The sequence below is a fragment of the Propionispora hippei DSM 15287 genome, from assembly GCF_900141835.1.
GTDB lineage: Bacteria > Bacillota > Negativicutes > Propionisporales > Propionisporaceae > Propionispora > Propionispora hippei.
Map to the genome: position 1 here is coordinate 30,369 of NZ_FQZD01000026.1, position 25,636 is coordinate 56,004.

At 47.7% G+C, this 25,636-nt stretch carries 23 protein-coding genes and 1 riboswitch; of the genes, 10 read left to right on the top strand and 13 right to left on the bottom strand.

Features of this window, described 5'->3' with window-relative positions; genetic code table 11:
• Positions 1–35: 35 nt before the first annotated feature.
• Complete coding sequence (locus F3H20_RS13745; protein WP_149735483.1) at positions 36–668, bottom strand: glucosaminidase domain-containing protein; 633 nt, start codon at positions 666–668, stop codon at positions 36–38.
• 99 nt (positions 669–767) lie between these two features.
• On the bottom strand, positions 768–1,370 hold the full coding sequence (locus F3H20_RS13750) for a YitT family protein (RefSeq protein WP_188128338.1): 603 nt from the start codon (positions 1,368–1,370) through the stop codon (positions 768–770).
• Between the two features lie 166 nt (positions 1,371–1,536).
• On the opposite strand from F3H20_RS13750, the gene F3H20_RS13755 reads away from it, so the two are divergent.
• On the top strand, positions 1,537–1,977 hold the full coding sequence (locus tag F3H20_RS13755) for an Lrp/AsnC family transcriptional regulator (RefSeq protein WP_149735485.1): 441 nt from the start codon (positions 1,537–1,539) through the stop codon (positions 1,975–1,977).
• A gap of 12 nt (positions 1,978–1,989) precedes the next feature.
• Here the strand turns inward: F3H20_RS13755 and F3H20_RS13760 are convergent, their stop codons facing one another.
• Complete coding sequence (locus F3H20_RS13760; protein ID WP_149735486.1) at positions 1,990–3,423, bottom strand: PIG-L deacetylase family protein; 1,434 nt, start codon at positions 3,421–3,423, stop codon at positions 1,990–1,992.
• Between the two features lie 418 nt (positions 3,424–3,841).
• Here F3H20_RS13760 and F3H20_RS13765 point away from each other — a divergent pair, with 418 nt between their 5' ends.
• Both F3H20_RS13765 and F3H20_RS13770 read left to right on the top strand, forming a co-directional pair.
• Positions 3,842–5,503, top strand: coding sequence for a PAS domain-containing sensor histidine kinase (locus tag F3H20_RS13765; RefSeq protein ID WP_149735487.1), 1,662 nt, complete (start codon positions 3,842–3,844; stop codon positions 5,501–5,503).
• Positions 5,504–5,706: 203 nt separating this feature from the next.
• Positions 5,707–6,888, top strand: coding sequence for an N-acyl amino acid synthase FeeM domain-containing protein (locus tag F3H20_RS13770; RefSeq protein ID WP_149735488.1), 1,182 nt, complete (start codon positions 5,707–5,709; stop codon positions 6,886–6,888).
• 63 nt (positions 6,889–6,951) lie between these two features.
• On the opposite strand, the gene F3H20_RS13775 is transcribed toward F3H20_RS13770, so the two are convergent.
• Both F3H20_RS13775 and F3H20_RS13780 read right to left on the bottom strand, forming a co-directional pair.
• Positions 6,952–8,118 carry an ABC transporter substrate-binding protein gene (locus F3H20_RS13775; protein ID WP_149735489.1) on the bottom strand — a complete coding sequence of 389 codons (1,167 nt, stop codon included), beginning with the start codon at positions 8,116–8,118 and terminating at the stop codon, positions 6,952–6,954.
• Positions 8,119–8,278: 160 nt separating this feature from the next.
• Positions 8,279–8,380, bottom strand: a riboswitch (glycine riboswitch).
• 145 nt (positions 8,381–8,525) lie between these two features.
• Positions 8,526–9,710, bottom strand: coding sequence for an MFS transporter (locus tag F3H20_RS13780; protein WP_149735490.1), 1,185 nt, complete (start codon positions 9,708–9,710; stop codon positions 8,526–8,528).
• Positions 9,711–10,307: 597 nt separating this feature from the next.
• Between F3H20_RS13780 and F3H20_RS13785 the strand changes: the two genes are divergently transcribed.
• The 7 genes from F3H20_RS13785 (at position 10,308) to F3H20_RS13815 (ending at position 16,035) form a co-directional block, all read left to right on the top strand.
• A complete protein-coding gene (locus tag F3H20_RS13785) occupies positions 10,308–10,955 on the top strand; it encodes a MotA/TolQ/ExbB proton channel family protein (protein ID WP_149735491.1) in 648 nt (215 codons plus the stop codon).
• Positions 10,942–11,352 carry an ExbD/TolR family protein gene (locus F3H20_RS13790; protein ID WP_149735492.1) on the top strand — a complete coding sequence of 137 codons (411 nt, stop codon included), beginning with the start codon at positions 10,942–10,944 and terminating at the stop codon, positions 11,350–11,352. The genes F3H20_RS13785 and F3H20_RS13790 overlap by 14 nt, the downstream gene beginning before the upstream one ends.
• A 4-nt stretch (positions 11,353–11,356) precedes the next feature.
• A complete protein-coding gene (locus F3H20_RS13795) occupies positions 11,357–12,058 on the top strand; it encodes an energy transducer TonB (RefSeq protein WP_188128339.1) in 702 nt (233 codons plus the stop codon).
• A gap of 171 nt (positions 12,059–12,229) precedes the next feature.
• The gene (locus tag F3H20_RS13800; RefSeq protein ID WP_149735494.1) at positions 12,230–13,312 is read left to right on the top strand and encodes a FecCD family ABC transporter permease; all 1,083 of its coding nucleotides are present in this window, start codon (positions 12,230–12,232) and stop codon (positions 13,310–13,312) included.
• 10 nt (positions 13,313–13,322) lie between these two features.
• Positions 13,323–14,108 carry an ABC transporter ATP-binding protein gene (locus tag F3H20_RS13805; RefSeq protein ID WP_149735495.1) on the top strand — a complete coding sequence of 262 codons (786 nt, stop codon included), beginning with the start codon at positions 13,323–13,325 and terminating at the stop codon, positions 14,106–14,108.
• A 6-nt stretch (positions 14,109–14,114) separates the two neighbouring features.
• Entirely contained in the window at positions 14,115–15,128 is a 1,014-nt protein-coding gene (locus F3H20_RS13810) for an ABC transporter substrate-binding protein (RefSeq protein WP_223191770.1), read from the top strand.
• A 235-nt stretch (positions 15,129–15,363) separates the two neighbouring features.
• On the top strand, positions 15,364–16,035 hold the full coding sequence (locus F3H20_RS13815; protein ID WP_223191771.1) for a TetR/AcrR family transcriptional regulator: 672 nt from the start codon (positions 15,364–15,366) through the stop codon (positions 16,033–16,035).
• A gap of 1 nt (position 16,036) precedes the next feature.
• Here F3H20_RS13815 and F3H20_RS13820 read toward each other — a convergent pair whose 3' ends face one another.
• From F3H20_RS13820 to F3H20_RS13850, 8 genes are all read right to left on the bottom strand, one after another.
• Entirely contained in the window at positions 16,037–17,224 is a 1,188-nt protein-coding gene (locus F3H20_RS13820) for a Ger(x)C family spore germination protein (protein WP_149735496.1), read from the bottom strand.
• A 1-nt stretch (position 17,225) separates the two neighbouring features.
• Positions 17,226–18,776, bottom strand: coding sequence for a spore germination protein (locus F3H20_RS13825; RefSeq protein WP_149735497.1), 1,551 nt, complete (start codon positions 18,774–18,776; stop codon positions 17,226–17,228).
• A 31-nt stretch (positions 18,777–18,807) separates the two neighbouring features.
• The gene (locus F3H20_RS19980) at positions 18,808–18,954 is read right to left on the bottom strand and encodes a hypothetical protein (protein WP_188128340.1); all 147 of its coding nucleotides are present in this window, start codon (positions 18,952–18,954) and stop codon (positions 18,808–18,810) included.
• A gap of 4 nt (positions 18,955–18,958) precedes the next feature.
• On the bottom strand, positions 18,959–20,164 hold the full coding sequence (locus F3H20_RS13830; protein WP_149735498.1) for a GerAB/ArcD/ProY family transporter: 1,206 nt from the start codon (positions 20,162–20,164) through the stop codon (positions 18,959–18,961).
• A 193-nt stretch (positions 20,165–20,357) separates the two neighbouring features.
• Positions 20,358–22,076 carry a vWA domain-containing protein gene (locus F3H20_RS13835; protein WP_188128341.1) on the bottom strand — a complete coding sequence of 573 codons (1,719 nt, stop codon included), beginning with the start codon at positions 22,074–22,076 and terminating at the stop codon, positions 20,358–20,360.
• 17 nt (positions 22,077–22,093) lie between these two features.
• Positions 22,094–23,398, bottom strand: a complete 1,305-nt coding sequence (locus F3H20_RS13840; RefSeq protein ID WP_149735500.1) for an ATP-binding protein — start codon at positions 23,396–23,398, stop codon at positions 22,094–22,096.
• Positions 23,399–23,507: 109 nt separating this feature from the next.
• On the bottom strand, positions 23,508–24,473 hold the full coding sequence (locus F3H20_RS13845; protein ID WP_149735501.1) for a glycosyltransferase family 2 protein: 966 nt from the start codon (positions 24,471–24,473) through the stop codon (positions 23,508–23,510).
• A 232-nt stretch (positions 24,474–24,705) separates the two neighbouring features.
• On the bottom strand, positions 24,706–25,636 hold a 931-nt coding region (locus F3H20_RS13850; RefSeq protein WP_223191772.1), incomplete at its 5' end, for a hypothetical protein.

Consider the following 25,636-nt stretch of genomic DNA (forward strand, 5'->3'; position numbering starts at 1 on the left):
AAATAAACCTTGGGCCAGTCAAAGCAACCAGCCATTCACTCGCCTTCCAGAATACGCTGATGAATGGTCATGATTTTTTGCCCGTAAGTCGTTCCGGGTACGGCCCAGCGACCATTTAAATCGGTCCAGCTTACCGCCTGGGCAAAATTGGCCGAACGGCGCACCAGCTCATAGCGGGGGTCCACAATGTCGGTAACCGGCCGGCGAGTTGCCGTATAGGCAACTAAATGCTGGATTTGCGCCCGCACGCCGATTTGCGCTGTTTCAAACCAGGCTCCCTTGACTCCGCCGCCTGTCGTCCCCAAGCCGCAATAGTTATTCTGGAGCGGCACCACATCGCCGCCATAACGGAAATTGCCGGTTTCATGCAAGGCCTGGGCAAAGGCCACGTCCGGCCGGATTCCTTCGCGTGTCGCTTCTTCATAGTAATAGGCCACCAGTTGCCGTGGCGACACCGTCAGCAAGGGCAGCGGATTACGCCGCAACAGATATTGCACACACTGTTCCTCCGTCGCCATAGGCGGCCCCATAATGGACAGAGCCAGCGGCATTGTCCGCAGTCTGACTGACAGTGACGGCAATTCATAGTTAAACGTGCCGCCGGCCGCTTCGGCCATCGGCACTGTCAGCAACATAGCCAGCAGGATAAACACCAGTTTCTTTACCATAAACCCTCCTTAGACAGTATCATCATCGCTTGTACTGATGTTTCGACATAAAAAGAGCTAACTCCTGTCTGAACAGAAGTTAGCTCTTGATTCACTGTCTTACGATTCGACGGCTGTACTTAATACCTGTGCCCGTTTGGCACTGCGGCTTTTGCAATAACCGATGACCGACGAAATCACAATAACAGCCAGTACCGAATACAGTCCCCGCAATAGCCCGGCGGCATAAACACCGGACAGCACCACAATACTATCAAAAACGCAATTGGTATAGCCGGGATTCCAATTAAACTTTTTCTCTAAATACAAGGCCAGGATATTAGCGCCGCCCAGGGAAGAACGATTCTCAAACAAAATTGCCAACCCTAAACCAGCCAACCCGCCGCCCAGTGTAGCTCCGATCCAGGGAGCTACGGCAAAACCGTTAAACAGCCAATGCTCCAGTCCTCCGGTAATGCCAGACAGAAGCGTAACAGCAGCAAAGGTTGCCAGCGTAAAATTCCAGCCCATTCTTAGTACCGCGAAGGTATAGAAAGGAATATTAATCACAAAAAATGCGGGAGAAAAGGGAATTCCCAGCAAGTACGACAAGCTCAAGGAAAGCCCTGCCGTACCGCCAATGACCAGATGTGCATGGGCTAACAACAAGGTTCCGATTCCGGTAAGCAAACAACCCAATATAATATTAATTACTCGATTCACTATTTCAGTCCCCTTATTCGCAGTCAAACCGCTTTATCAGTTATGAAATACATGATAGAATAATATTGTCTGTTTTAACATACTAAAGTGAAAGAAATAAACCTTTCCGGTTATCACTTTGCATAAAAATAAATAATATTTTATCCATTTTAGAAAGGATGTCTTTATGGATGTTTTAGATGTTCGTCTGTTGAAACTTTTGCAGGTGGATGGGCGCATGACGGTCAGTCAATTGTCACAGGAGCTGGCCTTGAGCCGCCCCAGCGTCTCAGAGCGGCTGCACCGCCTGCAGGAACAGGGCGTCATCGCCGGCTTTACCGCCCGGGTTACTCCGGCTGCCGTAGGGCGTACCATTCTTTTGTTTATTCAGGTCAGCCAGCTCCGCATGAATCCCCACGAATTTGAGAAATTCATTGAAGACCAGCCCTACATCCTGGAATGCCACCGGGTAACCGGCACCGTCAGTTATTTCATCAAGGCGGCCGTAGCTAACATGAACAGCCTGCAGCAATTGGTCGACCGCCTGATTGCCCTAGGCACCGTTAACACTTCCATTGTACTGTCGTCACCTATTTCTCACCGCATTGTCCTGCCGGAAGGCAATTAGAGATTCCCCATATTATAAAGAAACTCTGACCGGCTGCCATACGGTATGGTCAATCATCAGCCCCAGAATGTCCCGGGTAATAACCTGCAGCAGGAAGAAGTCAGGCAACGGCTGCCGGTCAGTATAGGTTAAGCGAACTACCACATCATTGGGAAAACGCAGGATATCGCCCTCTGCCAAATCAGATTCGGCTGTGCTGAAACTAAACGCCTTACGCTGCCGCCATACTCCCTGTCGCTCCCGTCCGAACGTAATAAGCGAAACCTGATAAGTATGCTGCCTTTCCGAATAATCGGGAATATGAAACCGTAGCCAAAGGCGGTTTCCCTGCACCAAGCCACCGACGGCGGCTATTTTTGCTCTGCCTTCGATCGCGCCAAGCCAATTAACACCGCGGGAAGCAATTAAAAAGGACGGCTTGTTAAGCCAGGTATTCAAACTGGTGGCATCCAGTACCGGCTCACTATTGATTTCCGGTATGCTGCTGCGGCCAAACAATTCATTAGAACGGATAAAACTCAAAAGCAAGCTCGACATAACCGGCACCTGAAGCTGGCTTGTATACGCCTTGACCGCCTGTTCCTTAACCGTCATCGCTTGTGTCGACAAAGCCTGCACTTGCCATTCTGTTTCCCGATTTTCATAAAGTGGCCGTGGTGGCAACAAGGCTGCCCCCGGACGATAGCCGTGGGGAATAGGAAAATCACCCCGGTGAACCAGATAAGTGTCCAGTCTGGCGGCTGACGAAAGCTCCCCGCTGCCTTGTAAATGCATAAAGGCTGTGGCCGCAAACGCCCAAACCGCAGCGTGATCGGCATGTTCGTCAGCGGGATGTGGTGCCATAATTAACGTAGGTTTAAAAGAACGCATCAGTTGTTCCAGGCCAGACAGTACATTTTCACCGGCATAGGCCACCTTTTGCTGATAGCTATTGTCATACGGAGTGTACTCCGTATCGGTATAGCGGGAATGATATGGCCGGTTGCTATCCCAATAATCCAGCCACAGGGCATTCAAGCCTCTGTCGGGATAACCAAAAAAAGTGATCTGTTCCGGCTGCAGCCCCAGGTAAGCTAATGCGTGTACTGTTTCTTTCTGCCGGACATAGCCGGACTCAACATAGTCATCGGCCTTGAGGAACAACCGGTGAAACTGCCTTTCCACGGCAAACGTAAAGCCATCACCGTTGGTGACCACCACCACCTGGACCGCACCGCCGGCCTGCAGTACAGCCTGAATTAAACCGGCACAGCCCAGTGTCTCATCATCACAATGGGGCGCAATGACCAATAGCCTGGTCTGCTTCTGAACAGCCGGAAAAGAAGATAATTGTAAAGAAGGCTCCGGTTTTTCCTGATAATAAAAATATCCGTAGCCAGTACCCGCTATAAGAAACGCAAGTACCAGCCCAATCATTAATAACTTTGCTATATAGGCCCGCCGCATAAACCGCTCCTGCCTCTGGTACCTCCCTGCACTAAAAACTCTGCTATTTTTGCGGTCATTTTCCACTGCTTCGTTGTCGTCACCTTACAGATTCTCGATCTGCACGGCTCTTTCACCTTGCATTATAAAAATATCCACAAAAATCAACAATAACTATAACGCAGATGAGATACTCGTTAAGATATTCCTGTCAGTACACAGACCCACAGGACCCGTTTCTAGTATGACCCACTGCAGCGGCAATCTTGCATGCTTTGATTAATCCGTACATTTTATATAGAGGATAAAACGCCAAGGCCTGACTTACCATAATAAGACTAATTATTGCAAAAATGCACCATAAAATACAATAAAAGGAGTTACGTTGTTTTTGTAGAATATGTAAAATGTTTGCCATTAATTAGGAGTAGGAGAAATCATGGATAATGTACAGTTATCGGCAATTGGCTCTTTGATTGGAACCACTTCCATCGTACTGATTTATATTTATTTATATATATTGTACCACGAACGTTACATGGGTATCTGGGCAGCAAGCTGGATTGTCCTTCTTTCAAGATATATATTATTCGACTCCGGATTATTACCTTGGAAAGACTACTCATATGGCATTATTGCTTATCAAATGTTAATTCTGCTCAGTGTTATAATGTTCGTTTGGGGAACATATAATTTTTTGGACAAACCTTTAAAGCCTGTATGGATTTATGGCTTCACTATAACATCTATTGTGAGCGTCAGCATTAGTTTAATATCTAGTTCTTTAATGCTCAAGTTATTATTTCCTATATATATTTGCTGCTTTATTGGAATATGGATTGGTATAACTTATATACGTCAATTAAATTTACAAGGTATTGGACATTATATTATTGGTTATGCTTATATTTTATGGAGCCTCTTGAATTTCGGTATGCCTCTAGCCATAAACATATCATGGATTTCTCCTTGGGGTTACTTATCCGGAGGAATATTACGACTCATTATCGCAATGGGAACATTACTTGTCTATTTTGAAAAAAATAGAAGTGATCTTATAAAAAAAGAAACTCAATACCGCTTATTAGCAGAACAAGCCATTGATATTATCTATTCTTATCAACTATCCCCGGAACCTAAAATTGAATATGTAAGCCCTTCTGTTATGACAACCGGCTATACACCCGAGCAATATTATGCAAACAGTAATATCATCCATGATTTAATACATCCCGATGATTATGCAATATTTCAAGCATATATTAGCGACTTCCCAGATTCTATTTCTGTGCCGCTTACCTTACGCTTAATTCATAAAAACGGAACCACTCTCTGGATTGAAGGAAAATGTGTACCTATCTATGATAAGAAAGGACAACTTATTGCTCTACAGGGAATTATTCGTGACATCAGTCTAAGAAAAGAATTAGAAAAAATGTCATCAACATTTGATCGCATGAATATGGTTGGGAGTATGGCTGCAACTGTTGCCCATGAAATCAGAAATCCCCTGACCACTGTCCGTGGGTATTTGCAAGTTCTTGGAAGAAAAGAAAAATACCAGGCCGATAAAGAAAAATTTATATTAATGACAGAAGAAATAGATCGGGCAAACTCTATCATTAAAGAATATTTATCCTTATGCAAAGAAAAACTGGTCAATTTAAAACAGTATTCATTAAATCTGATTATCGAAGCACTTTTTCCGCTTATACAGGCTGACGCGATCTCAAGTAAGGTTAACGCTATACTAAACCTCAATCCTATACCTAACATACTAGTAGATGAAAACGAGATTCGGCAATTATTGTTAAACCTGATTCGAAACAGTATTGAGGCCATGCCAAGAGGTGGTCAATTGATCATTCAAACACAATACAAAGATGACAAGGTTATCCTTTCTGTCAGTGATCAAGGTTCTGGAATTCCTGACCATGTATTAGAAAATATCGGAACTCCATTTATCACAACGAAAGATTCTGGAACAGGGTTAGGATTACCGATCTGCTACCAGATTGCTCACAGGCATAATGCAAATATTAAAATCGATACTGATGGTAGCGGTACTACAATATCTATTTTTTTCACAATACATAATTGATTTAGATTTAATCCTTTTCGACATTATGTGGAAAAGGATTTTTTATGCCTAAAAAACATTCTACAAATTTCTTCCTATTTTTACATAATTTTCGAGGATTTATACCCTTTCTCTCCGTATCCCTAATTAGGGAGGTGATGTTTATGATTGTGTGAGGTTACTTAACTTTGCATTATTATAACATTTACAAAGGAGAGGAACGTATGAGTTTAGAACAAAAGATCCAAAAAACATCGGAAGTAATGAACACAATACAAATAGGTATTGCCAATTCATCCGAGGAAAAAGAATCAATCTATCATTTTCGTTTTCAAACTTATGTAGAGGAAATGTCCAAAAATCCAAAAGACATAGATTATAATAATAAACTTCTTTATGACGACCTAGATGATCAAGCTATACTTCTCTATGCAACATCCAATTCAACAATGATTGGAACAGCCCGAATCAATATTGGAAAACTAATAAACTTCTCAGATAATCTAATAAATTGTTTAGCATTAGATGAATTTCCTAATGACTGCTCCCCAGTAGGCGAACATCAATTTGCACTTCTTACCAAATTAATGGTCGCCCCCGCTTATCGAAGCACTCCTGCACTCTATCTTCTTATAGCTAAATGCTACGAAATTTGCTCACTCAACCAAGTACAATACGGGTTTGGTGCATGCAATTTCCATTTGTTACGTCTTTACGAACAAATGGGCTTCCGGCGTTATAAAAGTAACTTTACTGACCCCGGTTATGGATTATTATCGCCAATAGTAATGTTAGCCGATGATGTCCAACACTTTAAAGCTGTCCGCTCACCGCTTTTTAGAATGGCGCGTAAAAAAAGCAACTTAAATATAGCGTCGGTAGAATGGTTCCATGAGAAATATGTCAAACCTGGCACCATCATTAACAGTCAGTTAATTACAGAAGAAGAGCTTTGGTCCATCATATGTGCTCATTTGCCGAATTCTCCCACTGAAACCTTTACCCTTTTAAAAGGGCTTTCAGAAGAAGAGGCAAAAACCTTCCTCCATTCCTGCAGCAGCTATATTCACTGCGAAACCGGTGAGTTAATTACACCGCAAGGCGATGTCAGCTACTCCCACAATCTACTGCTATCCGGCAAGTTAAAATCCTTGACCCTCCAGCGCCCTGCTAAGGAGTATGCCCGACCGGGTCAGCATTTTGGTGCCAATGGCTTAACAGAACATACTAAGCACACCGAAGACATTATCGTCACCAGTCCGGCCGAGATTCTGGTATTGTCCGGTATGGCCTTCCAGCGCTTCTTTCACTCATACCCGGAAATAGCCCATAAAATTGTCTACAATACCACTAGACTGGCCCGTGAAAGGCTTCACAGCCTCCGTTCTAAAAGCAGTCACCTATAGAAGATAGTAAAAAACCACCTGTCCGGTTCATTCCGGCAGGTGGTTTCCTATTCACAATCTTAATTAAGGCTTAACAGTAGCCCGATAGGTTTGCTTGCCATCTTTCATTTCAATAATAACAGCACTTTTCACTGCATCATGAGTCGCATTGAAGGTTGTTGACCCCGTTATTGCCGGGTAGTCCTTGGTAGCCGCCAGGGCTTCACGGATTTTGGCAGGTTCTTCGCTATTCGCGCGGCTGATGGCATCAATTAGAACATTGGCTGCGTCATAGCCAAGAACTGCCATAGCATCAGGAGCCTGGCCGTATTCTTTTTTATAGGCTTCAACAAAAGCTTGCGAAACCGGACTGGTGTCTTCCACCGAATAATGGTTGGTAAAATAGGTGTTATTGAGCGCCGGCGCTGTTGCCACTTCCACTAGCTTAGGAGAATCCCAGCCGTCGCCGCCGACAATCGGTATATTCATGCCAAGTTCACGAGCCTGTTTGACAATCTTGCCCACTTCTTCATAATAACCGGGAACATAAATGATTTCGGGATTTAATGCTTTTATTTTAGTCAGAATGGTCTTAAAATCCTGGTCTTTCTGTAAATAGGCTTCTTCGGCCAAGATACTGCCGCCACCCTTGGTAAAGGCATCTTTAAAGAAAGCGGACAGGCCCTTGCTGTAGTCACTGCTGCTGTCAACCAGAATGGCCGCCTTTTGCAGCTTTAAGGTATTCAGCACAAAGTTGGCGCCAACTGTCCCCTGGAACGGGTCAATGAAGCAAACACGGAAAGTATAGTCTTTCACTTTACCGGACTCGGCATCCACCGTTACTTTCGGGTTGGTCGCCCCAACCGCCAGAAAAGGTACCTGGCTGGATTCTGCCACACTGGAGGCGGCAATAGCGTTCGAGCTGGAAAACACGCCGGTTACCGCTACCACTTTATCCTGGGTCGTCAGTTTGGTCATGGCGTTAGCCGACTCGGAAGGTTCGCTTTTATTATCGGCAACAACTGTCTGAATCTGCTTTCCTAACACGCCGCCTTTGGCATTCGCTTCTTTTATAGCCATCTTAGCCCCATTGGCCGCGGAAGTTCCCATCGTAGCATTGCCGCCGGTCAACTCGTCCAATACCCCAATTTTAATCTCATTCGATGACGAACTGCCGCATCCGGTCAGTGCACCGGCCAACAACAAGACTGCCGCTGCTGCCGCGAACAATTTACATCCTTTTTTTTGCATCAGTTATTCCCCTCTCTTTTTATCGGAATATTTAATACCCTTCTGCTTACCAATGATTTGCCCGATCATAATGAGCCGGAGAAAAACGAAAAGAGCCAAATCACAAGATTTGACTCCGAAGAACGACAAATAGGTACATCACCGGATAACGGCCGACGAACCAGTACGCTCTGTCCTTTTGCCTGAGAGTTTCATTGATTCTCTTACGAATCAACTTGCCCCTTCGGCGCCCTGCTCACAGGGGCTCTCCAGAGTTCCATCCGCCTGCGATACTTGCCCCTTCTTTTCCGGCAAGGTCTCGCAAACTTCATACGGACACAAGTATTAAATTTCCAGTACACTAATATATAATAATACCTATAAAGAACCTTGTCAATGGAAATGTCAATATGAAACTTACAAAATACTTATGACTCCGCTTCCAAATATAACGTATCTGACAAAAATAACCCACATAAAATGATAGCGACACTGCAAAGCAAAGGTAAATCAATCTGAATATCAAATAGAATACCCGCCAGTATAGGCCCTGTAATCAACCCCAGGCTGGTATATGCATCGTTCAGGCCAAAGGCAAGTCCCTGCTGCTTCCCCGCCAGCTTGGACAGACGGGAATGAATGGCGGGCCGGAACGTAGCAATGGAGGAAAAAAAGAAAAGATTGACCACAAACATCTGCCAGAAGCAATCTGAAAACACCATCAACAGCAAGAATAAACTGGCCGACAACAAACATCGCCGGATAAGTGAAATTTCACCAAAGCGTTTCAGCAGTTTGCCCATAACCGCATATTGCACCACCACACCGGCCAAGGCTCCACCGATAATCAAAAGGGAAATAGCCTTTGGTGTAAATCCATATTTAACATTGACGTACAAGCCGAAAATGGCCTCAACAATCGCCAGTCCAAAGGTCAATACATAAACAAAAAACAGCAGTGAAAAATATGGCGCTTTAAAGGAGTTAACCAGCAAAGCCACCATACCGGCAGCCGTCATAGTGTCCCGGCACTTTTCTGACTTGGTTGTTTTACGCTCCGGCTCCCGCAGCAAGACCAAAGAAGCCACCATAGCCAGGATTGCCGCGCCGCCGGCCGCATAGAAAGGAATTCGCAAGCCATAGTCTGCCAACAGTCCGCCAATCCCCGGGCCAATAACAATACCTAGCAGCATCGCCGCGCTCAACTTCCCCATCCCGCCGGGACGTTCCGCCTCGGATGTAATATCGGCCACATAAGCTGTCACAGCCGGATTGACCAGTGAGATGCCGATTCCATTGATCAATCGCGAGACAAACAGCCACGTCAGCGTATGAGCGATACAAAAAATCCCCTGCGCAATGGCAAACACAGTAAGGCCCAGAACAATCGCCGCCTTTCTCCCATACCGGTCAGAGAACTGTCCGGCTGCCGGCGAAAACAAAAACTGAGTAATCCCCATGGCGGATACCAAACCGCCAAGAGCCAGACCACTGGCCCCCAGCGATTGCATATAGGCAGGCATTACGGGAATAATCAAGCCAAACCCTAATTGTGAAATAAACATATTCAGCATTAAAATTCCCAGAGCAGCCACGTTGTTCTTTCGTTTCATCCTCCAGCTTGACCTTTCCACTCTCATTTTTCACAAAACAACATAATGATAACAGGAATCAATTCCACTGTACAGGTAAAATTTACAACCAGCGCTGCCCTAATTCGTGAGCAACTTAGCATAAATTAGAATAAACAACAAGTACTAAGCTGCCGGGCGATACAAGAATATGTTCCAAAATGCTATTGACGAAACTAATCTTACCGTCTATAATTACAATTGTTTTATTAATGATAATGATAATCAATAGCATATTTGTTGTTATATCTCGTGGAAATCGTAGTTTTATTTAATTACATAATCTTCAGGGCCTTTTTTACACATCGACCGACTTAAGTCAGTCGTCAGAAAAGTGCGTGAATCATTGTATTTTTGCGACAAGCCAGCTCGCGACGCTTTGGTTATTTTTTCAGGGGATTTCAACCATTCCCGCTATAAGCGGAACTACCAGGAACGGTTCCGTCTTTGCCTTTAATGCCAAAATAGCAGGCACCCGCTGCCTTATTCAATCAGCATAACGCATCCTTATGGAGATGGATTCTTAATCCATCTCCTTGACCACTTCTCAGTACACAATTACAGGAGGTATCTATATCCATGGAATTTTTATCCCAATGCTTCACGTTATTTCATAAAGGCGGTCCGGTCATGTACCTTATGCTGCTTTGTTCCTTCCTCGTCGTCACCATCACTGTAGAACGGTTTATCTATTACCGGAATGCAGCGACCGACACGTCCGCCTTTATCCGCAAGTTGCAGCCGCTCCTTGAAAGGCAGCGAATTGGTGAAGCCATTCAGCTTTGCGAGCAACTGCCGAAAACCGTCTCACAGGTTGCCCTGCAAGGCTTGCTGGCCTACCAACGGGGCAGTCAAATAGAAAATGCCCTCGAAAGCTCAGCTACGCTCACGGCTGCCAAACTGCGGCAATATCTCAATTATCTAAGCGCCATCGTTACCCTTTCCCCCCTATTGGGTTTGTTGGGTACTGTCGTCGGCATGATCACAACCTTCAGCGTCCTCAACATGAAGGCCGGTCAGCCTATGGCCATCACCGGCGGGGTTGGCGAGGCACTGATTGCCACAGCCACCGGCCTGACTGTAGCGGTACTGTCGTTTGTGGTCCATGTCTATTTTTCGCACCGCGTGGACTCGCTTATTACCGATATGGAATCGGTCTGCGCCATGGTCATTAACTTTTTGCCGGCCAAAAAAGCTGCCCGGAGGGACAGTCATGAAATTGCATAATCTCCGGGCGAGTAACCAGCCGGAATTCATGATTATTCCGATGATTGATATCATCTTTTTCTTACTGGTTTTTTTCATGATGAGCACTCTCTATATGGTAGATCAGCACACACTTCCGGTCAATTTGCCAAAAACAGCCGCTGCACAGCAGGATATCGCCGTCAATATTGCTATCACTGTCCTGGAAAATGGCACCGTACTGTATGATCAGGAAGAGCTACCGCTGGCGCTACTTGCCAAAAGGGTTCATGCGGAGCTGGCAGGGCAGCCGGAAGCTGCATTTATTCTACGGGCCGATAAAGGAACCGATTATGAAAAGGTCATCTCGGTTCTGGATGAAATCAAACTGGCCGGCGCCCAGAAAATTTCTCTGGCCGGCGAACCCAAAGCGAGGTAATGGTATGGCAGCACTTCATAAACGTTGGCAAAAAGCGCTGACCAGTTCGTTTTGTATCCACCTGCTCCTTTTGATCGCCTGCGGCTTTATGGCCGACCGCCTGTTTGCCCTGCCCGCACAGCAGGAGACAGTCATTGAACTGGAAATAGGCAGTGATGACAGTCCGGCCGCGGCAGATGGATTACCGGACGAAGCAGCGGCAGAACCGGAAACCGTCGATGAGACGATAGCACCCGATGAAGCAGTAAATCCTGTCCCCGCTACAGAGCAAGCTGTCCCGGCAGCAAAGGCTCCGGTCAAAAAGGGCCATACCGCAGTCGCAACGTCAGCCGGCACCGGCCAAACCACCGGACAGCCTGCCGCCGGGACAGCCGCCAGTCCGGGAACCGGCAGTACTGGCCAAGGCGGAACCAATAGCCGCCGGGAAATCATTCCGCCCTTGATCCTGTCCGATCCGTCGCCGGTCTACCCGCCGGCGGAAAAAAAAGCTGGCGTACAGGGAACGACTACCCTCCGGATTGAAGTGCAGGAAAACGGCCTTCCCGGTTCGATTTCCGTGGCAAAATCATCCGGTTCGGCAGCCCTGGATGAGGCCGCTGTCGCCGCCGTTCAACAATGGCGCTTTGTTCCGGCCAAAAACCGGCAAACAGGAAACGCTATTTCCTGCTTTATCAACCGCCCTATTGCCTTCCGGCTTCAGTCGTAGTACTTTATCACCTACATACATTGATAAGCTTGCAGTCTTTTTTTGCTCCTCTTCTTTGTCATCGCCTTACCTATGGCCGACATGTGCGCCTGCTCCGCATTGCGGAACAAAAAAATCCTTTCTAGCTTATCCTATCTGTTTAAAATTAAGCTACTAGCAGGGAGACCTTTAATGATAAAACTATTTGTACGTTCCGGCAAGCAATCAGGGCCAATCTGCAGCCAGGGGTCTACACTCCCCCTGATCGTATGGCTCGGCAGCGCTCTTATTCTATCCATGATAACCGCCGTTTGTTTCGGAGCGGTTACCATTTCACCGCTCCATTCCTTTCAAATTATTCTATATAAGTTGTCCAGCCTGGAACCTGGTCAGCTTACAACAACATTGCCGGCAACTTATTTCGATATCATTTGGGACTTGCGCCTGCCCCGGATTCTGCTGGCCGCCATTGCCGGTGCCGGATTATCGGTGTGTGGTGCTGTCATGCAGGCCTCGGTGCAGAACCCCTTAGCCGACCCCTATATCCTGGGAGTTTCCGCCGGCGCGTCACTGGGCGCCACCTTTGCCATCCTGCTCGGCGGCACCAGCCTGTTCGGCAGCTTCGGGATCATTTTTTGCGCGTTTATCGGCGCTTTGGCCGCTGCCGCCTTGGTCATGAGCCTCTCTTCCCTAGGCAGCTCAGCCTCAACAGTAAAGATTGTACTATCGGGTACGATAGCCAACGCCTTTTTTCTCAGCCTGGCAAACTTCATTATCTATTTCTCCAACAATACCCAGGGAATTAGCAATGTCACCTTTTGGAATATGGGTTCTCTGGCGGCAGCCAGTTGGCAAACCCTGCTGCCGCCGGCCATAACGGTACTGCTGGGCAGCCTGTATCTGCTGAGCCAGACCCGGATACTCAACACGCTGATGCTGGGAGAGGAGACGGCTCTTACTTTAGGCATCAATGCCCCCCGGATACGTTATCGTTATATGCTGTTGACGGCACTGTTGACGGCAGTTATTGTATCGGCTTGCGGCACCTTTGCCTTCGTAGGGTTAATCATCCCCCACATTGTCCGGGGCTTTGTCGGTGCCGACCACCGGCGGCTTATCCCCGGTACCTTACTGGGTGGTGCGGTCTTTTTAATCTGGGCCGATACCCTGTCCAGGACCATCTTGACCAATGGCGAACTACCCATCGGCATTATCACTTCGCTGATCGGTGCTCCCTTTTTCCTGTATATATTGATAAAACGCACCTTTTCTTAGGAGGGAAGCCATGGAACTGACAATCAATGCTCTGGCGGTAGCCATACAAAATAAAACCCTTGTGAAGGATGTTTCCCTTACCGTACGTCCCGGCAGCTTTGTTGGCATTCTTGGCCCGAACGGCAGCGGTAAATCGACCCTGCTGCGCACCATCTATCGCGCTCTGGCCCCGCAAAGCGGCGCCATATTGTTAAACCGCGAGCCATTGCAGAATATAAAAATAGCCGACACAGCCAAACAGATCGGCGTGGTCGGGCAGTTTCACTCGTTAAGCTACAATATAACCGTACTGGAAATGGTCCTGCTGGGCCGCACACCGCATAAAAGACGGCTGGCCGGCAATAACCGGGAAGATTATGAAATTGCCAGACAGTCTCTGCAACAGGTCGGAATGGAACATTTTGCCGACCGTAACTTCGCCACCCTGTCGGGCGGTGAAAAGCAGCGCATCATCTTAGCCAGGGCATTGGCCCAACAGCCGCGTCTGCTGCTGTTAGATGAACCGACCAACCATTTGGATATTAAATACCAGCTTGAATTGCTGGCCATCGTAAAGTCGTTAGACATCAGTGTTCTGGCCGTACTACACGATCTTAACCTGGCAGCCATGTACTGTGATGATCTCTACATACTGAAAGAAGGGCAGCTAATCGCCGGCGGCACACCAGACGATGTGCTTACCTCCCGCCTGATCCGCCAGGTCTACGAAATAGACTGTCATGTTATGAAGCATCCCCGTACCGGCTGTCTTTCCATCAGCTATTGCCCTGCCGGGCAAGAAAGAATCACCGGATAAGGAGCTATGATGAAGAAACCACATAAATACCTACTTCTGGCAACCTGCAGTCTGCTGTTGCTGGCAGCAGGCTGTCAAGTCCCGCCACCGGCCACTGGTCCTGCTGCTCCGGCACAGACAACGTCTGGCTACCCGGTAACAATCCAAAACTATGACGCCGGCGGCCATCCGATTTCGACCACCTATACTCAGCCTCCCAGCCGGGTAGTCGTAACCCATCCGGGAGCCACCGAGCTATTACTGGAACTGGGCCTTGAGAACCACATTCTCGCCTCCGTAGCTCCTTATGGACCGCCTTTAAAGCGCCTGGCCGGCAAATACGCCAATCTGCCGCTCACCAAAGCTCTGTACGCCCCTTCCCAGGAAGAGCTGGTGCTGATGCAGCCCGATCTGATTATCGGCTGGTCACACCATTTTGATGTCGGCGGCTTCGGCGATGTTACGGCCTGGAAAAAACGCAACGTAGCCACGTATATCGTGCCCAGTACGCTTCCCTCCGCTACGCCGACTGTCGAGGGAACCGTTTATCCTTTTATTGACGACATGGGAAAACTATTTGGCATTGCCGATCAAACCACCGACTATATCCATCATTTGCAGCAGCGAATGGCTTGGGTTAAGGACCGGGCCGCGAAGGTAAGACAAAAAAAGACGGTAATCATTCTGCAAAGTCACGGCAACGGCCGTTTTACACTGTACGGTAACAACTATCTGATCAGCCAACTGGTTGCCGATGCAGGCGGTATCAACCTCTGCACCAGCTCCGCTTCACTGGTCGGCGCCGAAACGGTATTATCTTATCAGCCGGATATTATTATCTTTATCCCGGTCAATCTTTCCCTGACCGAAGAGTTACGTGACGAGGCAGCCATAGCTCAGCTCACAGCGATTTATGAGCTTAGACATATGAACGCCATAGAGCAGAGAAGCATTATTCCTCTTTCCTTTTTCACGGTGAACAATGCAGGAATACGCACGGTGGACACGGTGGAATACCTGAATCATACGCTATATCCGTAATTTCTTTGCGCTGCGCGTCCGGATGGATTTTTTTCACCACACCGGCGGATTCATTAAACCGGCGATTCCCTGGGCAATAAATTGCCCGGTCACCAAAAACTCTTATTTCTTACTATCCATCAAAAAAAGAATTCCTGAATATGGTATAATAAGTCTGACATTTTTTTATTTTTCGCCCTTGGGCAGATAAAAAAGCGAGGTGCTCTTTATTTCCAGAATAAGCAAAGATCCATTAGTGAGGCAGGCCGAATTAATTGATGCAGCCGAAGAGTTATTTTTAGCTGCCGGATATCAAAATACCATGATCCAGGATATCGTGAAAAAAGTCGGTGTGGCCCAGGGAACCTTTTATTATTACTTTGCTTCCAAAGACGCTGTCCTGGAAGCGATTTTTACCAAGCATTTTCAAAACATGCTGGCTGAAATCAAATCGTACCACCAGAATCATATCCCGGCCCTTGAGCAGCTTAATTTATTTATTAATCTGTTCTATAAGCTCTCATATTCCGGGAAACCAGGTCTTTTGGCTAAAATATTATATAAAGAAAAACAGGGCCTGCTGATTAATCAGCTTTGGCGCAAAACCCAGATGATTTCGATTCCTTCGCTCATCCCTATCCTGGAACGATGTAATCAGGAAGGTGTCACCCATGTGCAGCATATGGAGGAAACGCTTGCCTTTTTTCTTGGCATTATAGCTTCCCTGTTGGAAGCATCTTCCCCGCTGATCCATGGTCACGAATCCAATCCGGAAGTTGTGTCCAGGAAGATCGGCATTGCGGAAAAAATGCTGGATACCTTATTTTCCGCTCCCAACGGCAGCATTCGCTTCCAGGCGGTCGACCTTCCTTTCCCCGCAGAGGAGGAATGCTCCGGTATGGAAAAAAACGATCAGCAAACTATCTAATTCAGAAAAAGCCTTGTTTCAAGGCAGTTCCTACAATATGTACCTGAACATGGACCTCATGATCCACGGTAGGAAACACTTCCTCCCAGTTATCGGCTACCGTTCGCCAGATGTCTGGCTCTTTTTGCTTTAACGCACTGGCAAAACCTACGACATCACAGGCAAATTCATTCTGTGTTTTTAAAATAGTCCGACTGATGCTATCGCCGATTGCCTGTTCAGCATCTTCCCGTACTCCACCCAAATAGTCCAGCATGGCTTTGGGTGCGAGTATCTTTTTTTTGCCCTGCTGCTCCACCAGAGTTAGCTCTGTTTCCACCTGAATGACAAAACACAGTTTACCCGCCCGATATTCCGGCTTTATGCTTGTCTTGCTGCTCTCAATTTCCAGGGAAATAAGCTTCCCCGGTTCCAGGCGGGAGGGTAATGTCACAATGCCATTCGGCAACTCCTTCACCAGCCAGTTAAGTCCCTGGGTTTCCGTCTCATCCAGATAGCCTGCCAGCCTGTCTTTCTTAAACACCGCAGCCCCGCTGGATTTTACTTGTTCCTTAGGTGTTTTTTGTTTAACTCCTGAATTTTCTTCCTCTCTGGGTGCAACTTCCACGACACCAAGGACCGAGCAGTTGCCCTCCTTGAGAAAATCACGGTAATAGTCAACTACACTACTGACCACTGCTTTATTGTTGTATTTTGTGTTTTTGATAGTGTCCCGCAAATAGATGGCCGGAATCACATCGACTCCTGTTTTGACATTCAAAATATCCTTAGCCTGACCCTGCTTGGCAATGCACAGCAGGGTATAGCCCCTTAACTGCCTGCCTCTTACAAAGAAATCGAGCAAAGGCGTAAGTCCTTCTTTAGCCAACGTCTCATCAACGATAATAACTTTGGTATGGGCATAAAAATTAATTCTGTCCAAAACCTGGGTCGTATTCCGTACCGCCTCAAAAATAGTGCTGCCCTTCCCGGTAACAATATCCACAACCTCCTGATCTCTTGCCCCTTTTTTATCAAGCGCCGCCGGCCGGATGACTTCGGAGGTAACCAATATATCGCCGCTGGCAGGGTCCCTATCCAGGGCAACAGCCACAACAATCCCGATATTATTCAATTCTTCCGGCATTTTACAGCCTGTCGACGGCAGCAAACAAAGTAAGAGGCAAACAACCAGTATAAACCGCACCATCTTACTCTCCTCTCCGGCGGGAATGTTTCCATTGGATATAGGAAGGTCTTTGTTTCATGAGCCATAGGGAACTCCTGATTAAGGTATCCTTTAGGCCGCTCCGGTTCACCGGGGCAAGCGGTGACAGATAGGGAGCACCAAATGAGCGTAAGGAACAGATATGGGCCAAAATAAAGAAAAAGCCAATCAGAATACCGTATAATCCCAGCACTGCCGCCAGAGCCAATAGAAAAATACGCAAAAATACGGTCGTTGTGGTCAGTGAGGGATTTACAAAATCCGTAATGGCGGTAATGGCTACAACGATAACCATCGGACTACTGACTACCCCCGCATTGACCGCCGTTTCGCCGAGCACCAGCGCTCCTACAATACTGATCGCCTGCCCAACCGGCCGTGGCATCCGGATACCGGCTTCGCGGATAATCTCAAAGGCAATGCCCATGATGAACGCTTCCAAAAAAGGCGGAAAAGGGATACCCTCCCGGGTGGCCGCCATCGTAATGAGCAAAATGGTCGGCACCATTTCGTAATGATACATGGATACGGTTACATATAAAGCAGGCAGCGCAATGGTCATGAGCAGCGAGAAAACCCGAATCAGCCGCATAAACGAGGCGGCAATAGGCCGCAAATAATAGTCTTCACTGCTCTGCAAGCTTTCAATAAACAAAAAGGGAACCGTCAAGACAAAGGGGGTTCCGTCACAAAAAACCGCCACCCGCCCCTCCAACAGCTTACCGGCAACCACATCGGGTTTTTCAGTGGAGCCCACCGTTGAAAAAATGCTGTATTTCTGGTCTTCAATATACTGCTCCACGTATCCCGAGTCCAATACGGCATCAATTTTAATCTGCTGTATTCTTTTTTTTACTTCCGCTACCAGTTCGGGATTTGCCAGATTTTCAAGATAAGCAATCACTAAGTTGGTGTTTGTTTGTTCTCCAAGCTGCATTTTCTCTACAACGAGGTCGGTATTTCTTACGCGCCGGCGCAGCATGGTGATATTGACAGTTATATTTTCGGTAAAGCCTTCCCTTGATCCCCGGACCACCGTCTCCGTGCCAGGTTCTTCGATGGCGCGGTAGCTAAAACCTTCGGTATGGACAATCAGCACCTGCGGTGATCGGTCAATAAAGACAGCCGTATTGCCGGCAAGCAACTGCCGGGCTACTTCCTGAAATACATTGGTTTCGGTAATGCCGGCCGATCCCAGCAAGTCCTTTTTCACGCGCTGCAGACAGTTTCCCCGGTACCGGCTTCGTCTTACCTGTCCTTTTACCGGCTTTTGCATGAGCGGCTGAAGAATATATTGATCAATCCGTTCCACATCTGCCATTCCATTGATAAAACACAAAAAGGCTTCCCGATGCAAATGCGGAATGGCAAAATCCCGAAATATAATATCCTGGCTTTTATCAAAGACTTCCCTTAACTGTTTTTGATTAGCCCGGATATCCGGGCTTACCTGGCACGCTGATTCCTGGGCAGCCCCGGAATCAGCTTTTTGTTCCGGCCCGGTATTGGCAGACTGTGTAAACTGCAGAACCATCACTTACTTTCTCCCAACTTGTTTGATCAATTCAACGGGTAACCCAGCGCACCAGACAAAGTAACGCATAATAAACGCAAAGGAGGGCAAGCACTCCGGCGTATAGCCAGCCGCCAACAATCAATATGGCCGGAACAAACCCGACTTCCAGCAGTAGTTGCGGCGTAAGGGTATCCATGGGATCAACTTCCCTCCTGTTGACAATTGTTTGTTTTTCTAATCCGTCGTTGCAGGTCCTTCAAATAAATCGCGATGAGCAATAACACCGGGCAGACCAGTTCAAATACGGTAAAGCCACTGTAGAAATAAGAAATGGAGACCTTCAGCCCGGCCCAGCGGTGAAAAATCAGGTTGGGATAATAGGTAATGGAAAACCAGGTCCAAAAGGTGCCAAAAAATACAATCAACCATTTTTCATGCTTTCGCGGCACTTTGAGCAATGTTTTGTATACCAGAATTCCGCCGTAAAAATGAATGGCCATCTTAAAGAAACCGCCAATAAACATAACCACCGTAGCAATTGAGTCAAGGTTAGTAATAATGTCCATAATATTAATGAGTTTAATTACTTCATAGATCGGGATTGTAGATATTTTAACCAATGGCACTCCTAACACGGCTACCATAAGCGCCAGCACACTGGACAGCAGCACGCCAATGGTGGCAGTGACAAACATGGAGGTCTTTCTCACCAGTTTTTTCTCTCTCGCAAAGGGCCAATACATAAAAAAGACCACCATTTCGCCAAAAGGAAAGTTTAATACCGCCGGTATCGCAGCTTTTAGTACTGGTCCTACCCCATTGCCCAGTACCGGTTGCAGACGGTGCAAACTGACCTCTCCGGACGCGCTGATTAAAAAGATAGTGGCTATAATAAAGAATACCACGATGGGGAACATAATTTCTCCCATCCGGGCCAACACCTCGCAGCCTAAAAAAAGCACATACACAACGGTAAGCATAAAAATGATGAGAATTATCGATAAGGGAATATTAGGCAGCAATATCATTGAAATCAGCTCGCCAAATTCCCGGAAATTCAGCGTCGCAATCCAGAAAAACTCCAGACCGTACAGCATAGCCAACGGAATGGCCAGCCAATTGCCAAAAGTCTGCTGGATAATCTCCACCAAATTCCGCTCGGGATACCGGCGATGAATTTCCGTATATACCCAAAGGAGCAAAAAGCCAAAAAACATCGCCGTTAGAATGGCAAGCCAGGCATCTTCATTGGCATCAATCCCCAGCCCAAAGACTGTCGTACTCCCGATTTCAAACAGCATCATGAGGCAATATAACTGCCAGGTGCTTATCTGTATCATCCGCTTGCCCCGTCTTTCCGGCAGGAACTGCCAGTTTAACATATATTGTTTCACATTTTTTCCCACGCTATACACCTGGGAACCACCGATTTATCAACGGTTACCCGGCCTTTTAAGACCACAAACAAAAAAGACCTCCCTAATAATTAGGAAAGTCAGCAATCGAACCAGAATGTGTTTTCAAGCTGTTCAGCATACTGCCTGACGGCGCTTTTTATGTCATCCTTCATTAAGCCTTTTTAAAAACACGCACTACACTTCACAATAAGTTTTCAGCAATGGTTTCATAATTTAACAAATGACTGTTGATGGTATCAAAAACATACACTACCCCATCAGCTTCCTGACTCAGCCGGTCCAGATAATCCTGATAGGGACGCAAGCCGATGGCAATAAGCCGGTAACCCTGTTTTTTTATTTGACGGGCAACGAGCAGGGCGTCATCCACCGACTGCTGCGTTGTGCAATCGGGACCGTCCGGCAACCCATCGGTAATTAAAATCAATACACCCTTGTCCGCCTTTGCTTTGCGCAGGTGTTGAAAGCCCGCTTGCAATCCCAAGGCCAGCGGCGTCCTGCCGGAGGTCTGAATAGCCTGCAAACCTTTTGTAAGCTGCTGATAATTTCTGGTTAAGGGTACCCGCACCTCGGCAGCACTGTTTTGAAAAGTAACAATTCCAATCCGGCCGCGAATCCTCGTCAGCAACTGTCCGGCAAACATTTTAGCCGCCTGAATCCGTTTGCCCCCCATGCTGGAGCTGGCGTCAATCACAAGACAAATATCATTGCCGTTGCGCCGGCAACGAATATAGTGACGCAAATCGTTTTTGGTAATAGAAAAACTGATATTAGCCTCCGTCATTTTACGGCAGGCCGCCGCATGAACCGTCTCAGAAATATTAAGGGAGGTTATTTCTTCGCCAGGCTTTTCCACCAGCTTTTTACTGACTTCCCAGCGGGAATAAAGAAGTGTTGACCGGTTGTATTGTCCCAACCGGTTGGATTGCTTACCATTTCGTTGAATTTTCTTCAGATACGCCGCCATTTTGTCCGGATTCTTACAGACCAGAGCATGCACCAGGCAGTTGGCCACCTCCTCATCAGGCGGTTTTACCAGATGCAGCGCGGCAGGCTTTTCCTCCGCTATGCCGACCAGCTTCTGCTCATTGCACTCTTGGGGCTGCGCCGTGTGTCCCATCGGCCTGTCGGAATTGCCGTGCCGGGCATCAGGCGGAGGTTCTCCGGCTTCCTCATCGCCGCCGTATGGCTGCACTGACCTGTCTTCAGCCTCAGCCTGATCCAGCTCATCACCCTTATCTTCTTCCGGCGCTGACTGATCACCGGCAAGCAGCGAATCGTTATCGGTAGCATAATCCGACATATCCAGCTTGGTATTGGCAGGATTATCGACCTGAATAATTTTTTCATTCCGTCGTAATTCCAGTTGATTGGCCAAAATCACCTGCTCCACCGCATGGATCATATAAAACAGACCGCTTAAAGCCTCCCGTGAAAGCATAACTGCCATATGGACATGATTTTCATGGGCTTTACACAGCGAGTCTTTCCTGCCATACACTAGTTTCCCTGTAATTCGCCCACCGCCTTCGCCGGTTTGTAAATCAACCGCATCAGGGTTAATTCGTCCGTTAAATATATCACTGGCATTATATTGGGCAATGGCATCCCGTAAGGCCTGGGCTACAGGTTCCGGCCGCAGACGGCCGCACTCATGAAAGATATCCACGTGCAAAATCCTGCCGCGATCCCGGCGATGATAAAAAGTCTGTCCGGCATCAGAATTCTGCAGAATCTGAATTACTTCCGGTTTTTGCGGATCGTAAGTATGAACCTGCCGGCTTACCACAGCACATTCACCAATGCGTGCTCCTTTTCTCTCTTCCAGCACAACCGCCAATCGCCTGGCAGCCGTTTCCACGCTATCGGCGGGTAGCCTTTTTTCGTCAAACAGTACCATCGCGCTTTCCTCCCGGCTCATGGTTCTGAATCAACCGATACCAATTGATCAGAAGGCAACTGCTCCAACGGAATCGCCTGCTTTGGTGGAGCAACCATCTCAGCCGCAGCAGGACGGGTTGATGGTCCTTCCAGCCCTTGTCCCTCACCTTGCTCCCTGTTTTTACCGGAACTGGCCGGACTGCCATTACCGTTGGAAAACTTTTTGCAAGCACTTTGCCATAGCCGTTTCAACCAGGAGTTTTTTTCCTTACCTCGCTCGGCCGCCACCGGGTTGCCCAGGCTGTCGGTATTATCGGCTTCCCAGCCGTTTTGCAGCGCCAGCCTTTTTACATATTGTTGAATGCGCTCGATCGTGACCGGGTCCAGACGATGCCCAAAAACCAGAGGCACCACCTCCGCTACGTCATCTAAAATGACTGTTTTTCTGCCATTGCGCATGGCAAGCAGGGTGGCTGACAATTCCAGAGCTTCCACCGCCCGGATGCTCTCAATTTCAAAATCAATATAGATAGCAGCCAGCACATCCAGGATATCGCTCGGAAAGACCACCTTCTTCATGTCTGAAACTGCCAGTTCCCGGCTCTTTGTCCTTAAGATATCCTCCTGCCTGGGCTGCATGAGAATACGCCGTACTGTCTGTGACTGCAACGGCCGTTCCATCTGTACCCGTAAATCAAATCGGTCGGATAACTGCTTGCGGATTTGCTGCAGTGGACCGGGATCTTCATCCGGATTAGAAGCCGCCCAGATGCTGACCGTGACAGGAAGTTCAACTGTCGGCAAACCGGTTTCCTCGATTTGCACCCGGCCCGGCTTGGTTCCCATCATATCCAGCAGTACATCCACCAGTTCCGGTGAAGTATCAGCCAGACGGTTTATTTCATCAATGAAGATAATACCTCGGTGAGCCCGTGGCACTGTCCCCGGCAATAACGCCGCTACGGAATGCCGGGAATCGATGATTTTACCCAAATCAATGCTGCCAACCACTGTGCCAATTTTGGCAGAATGGGATATTTCCAGAAAAGGACGCGGCACCAATTCGGTCCCCAACCTGATAATATCCTCCGGTGACATCCCCTTATGCTCCGGACAATGGGGTGCTTCCGGCCGGCAGTTATAGCAGCAGTTTTTAATCCGGAGGATGGGCGGCAAAATATGTCTGGCAGCCCGTATAACCGTTGTCTTGCCCGTCCCTCGCAATCCTTCTACATGAAAATGGAGGGGAATCCGGTTGACCTGCGAGGCAATGGACAGCTCAATGGCCGTGAACAAGGACCGGTTGCCCTCATGGCTGATTAAATCATAATAGGAACGCATACTTACCTTTCCTCCCGTTATTCAATGTCGGTTACCGCTTTCCACTACAGAAGGTGATACCAACCCTTAATGTAAGTATGCATGATTTTCCTTTGTAAAATTCCCTTTTTCAGGCTACCACATCTTTCCTGGGCTGACGGGTTTCATTGGCACCGGTCAGTTCTTTACTCACCCAATAAAGCGGACGTTGTTTGACTTCTTCAAAAACCCGCCCCACATATTCCCCGATGATACCCAACCCTACGAGCTGTAAGCCGCCCAGCAGTAAAACACTGGCTGCAATGGTTGCCCAGCCGGGGACAGCTTCGGCGGTAAACAGCTTCGTATAAACTACATCCAAAGTCACCAGAAAACTCAGCAAACCGGACAGCAGTCCCAAATAAAAAGCCATCCGCAGCGGAAGCCGGGAATAGGCCGTAATTCCATCCAGACCAAAGTTAAGCATTTTTTTTAGCGAAAATTTCGAGGTCCCCGCAAAGCGTTGGGGAGCAACAAATTCAATCTCAGTTTGCCGATAGCCCAGATTACCAACAATACCGCGGATAAACCTGGCCTTTTCTTTAAAGTTCTTTAGCGTTTCCACAGCCTTTCTGTCCAGCAGTCTAAAATCTGAACCGCCTTCCGCCACCCGGATATTGGACATGCCATTCATAATGCGGTAAAACATAGCGGAAGTAAACCGCTTAAATTGAGATACGCCTTCCGTATCCTTCCGTATAGTTTGCACCACTTCATAGCCTTCCTGCCATCTGCATAAAAGCAGAGGCAGCATATCAGGCGGATGCTGCATATCGCCGTCCATGGTAATGACCGCATCGCCCTTTGCATAATCCAAACCGCAGGTCAAGGCAACCTGATGACCGAAATTGCGGGCAAGCAAAATAGCCCGCACCCTTTTGTCAACCTGTGCCAGCTTGTCCAAAAGCAATGCCGTCTTATCGCTGGAGCCGTCATCAACAAACAGAAGTTCGAACGAATGGTCCGTTTGTTCCATATGCCGAACTACTTCCTGATAAAATACCCTTATATTATCCTGTTCGTTAAATACAGGAACAACAATAGAAATAAACGACATACCTATCTCCCCTTTCTATCCCTGTATAATCACGTGGCAAACATAAACGTTCGCTCCCTTCGGATTGCCAGGGTTACCGCTTCTAATTCCGGTAGTATAGCAGGCTAATCTGAAAAACCGATGAAAACCTGTCTTTTACGGCTTTCGATAAAAAAACCGGCCGGCCGTAAAAAACGGCCGGCCGGTTAATATTTTTAGTTGTTTCTCAAATCAGTTAGAAAAGAGAAGGTTATTAACTTAACCGGGCTACAGACCATACAATGCCAGGAGCAGAGCCCAAATTAATTGATATGGTTAAACCGTTTGCTTCATAGAAAAGTCCAATGACATCACCGGCATTTAACTGAACTTCTCCGGCCAAAGTCACTGTGCCGCTCCCCAGAATGGCTCTTAACGTTAATACTAAGGCAACATTTACATTTAATATCGGAAATAAGCCGGTAATTAAATCCGTAGTTGTCGGACTGGTTCTTCTGACTACAAAAGAAGGATTAATCCCTGAACCAAGTGAAATGCTTATGGCCGCCGTAGTGGAATAATTAATAGTTGCCTGAATTGAGTAGATTCCTGTAGCCGGGACAGTATAATTTCCTGTCGTTTCATTAAAATCCGCACTGTCAAAATAAGGTGCCGTCACAGTCCAACCGGTTAACTGAGTACTTGCAGCAGTCGAAAAACTAGGAAGAAAACCTGAGAAACTATCCGCAGCTATAAAGCTACCTGTAACACCGGTAGCTCCAGTCGCACCGGTTGTTCCCACATCGCCGGTGGCTCCTGTGGCTCCGGTAGCACCTGTATCGCCTGTGCTACCTGTTGCCCCCGTTGCTCCTGTGGCTCCGGTCGCACCCACATCACCGGTTGCTCCGGTAGCACCTGTATCACCTGTGGTACCTGTAACACCGGTCGCTCCTGTGGCTCCGGTAGCACCTGTATCACCTGTAGTACCTGTCGCTCCTGTGGCACCGGTCGCACCCGTTGCTCCTGTGGCACCGGTCGCTCCCACATCGCCGGTTGCTCCTGTTATACCGGTGACGCCGGTGGCTCCTGTTGCTCCTGTATCGCCTGTGCTACCTGTTGCCCCCGTTGCTCCTGTGGCGCCGGTCGCTCCTGTGGCTCCGGTAGCACCTATATCGCCTGGGGTACCTGTTACCCCCGTTGCTCCT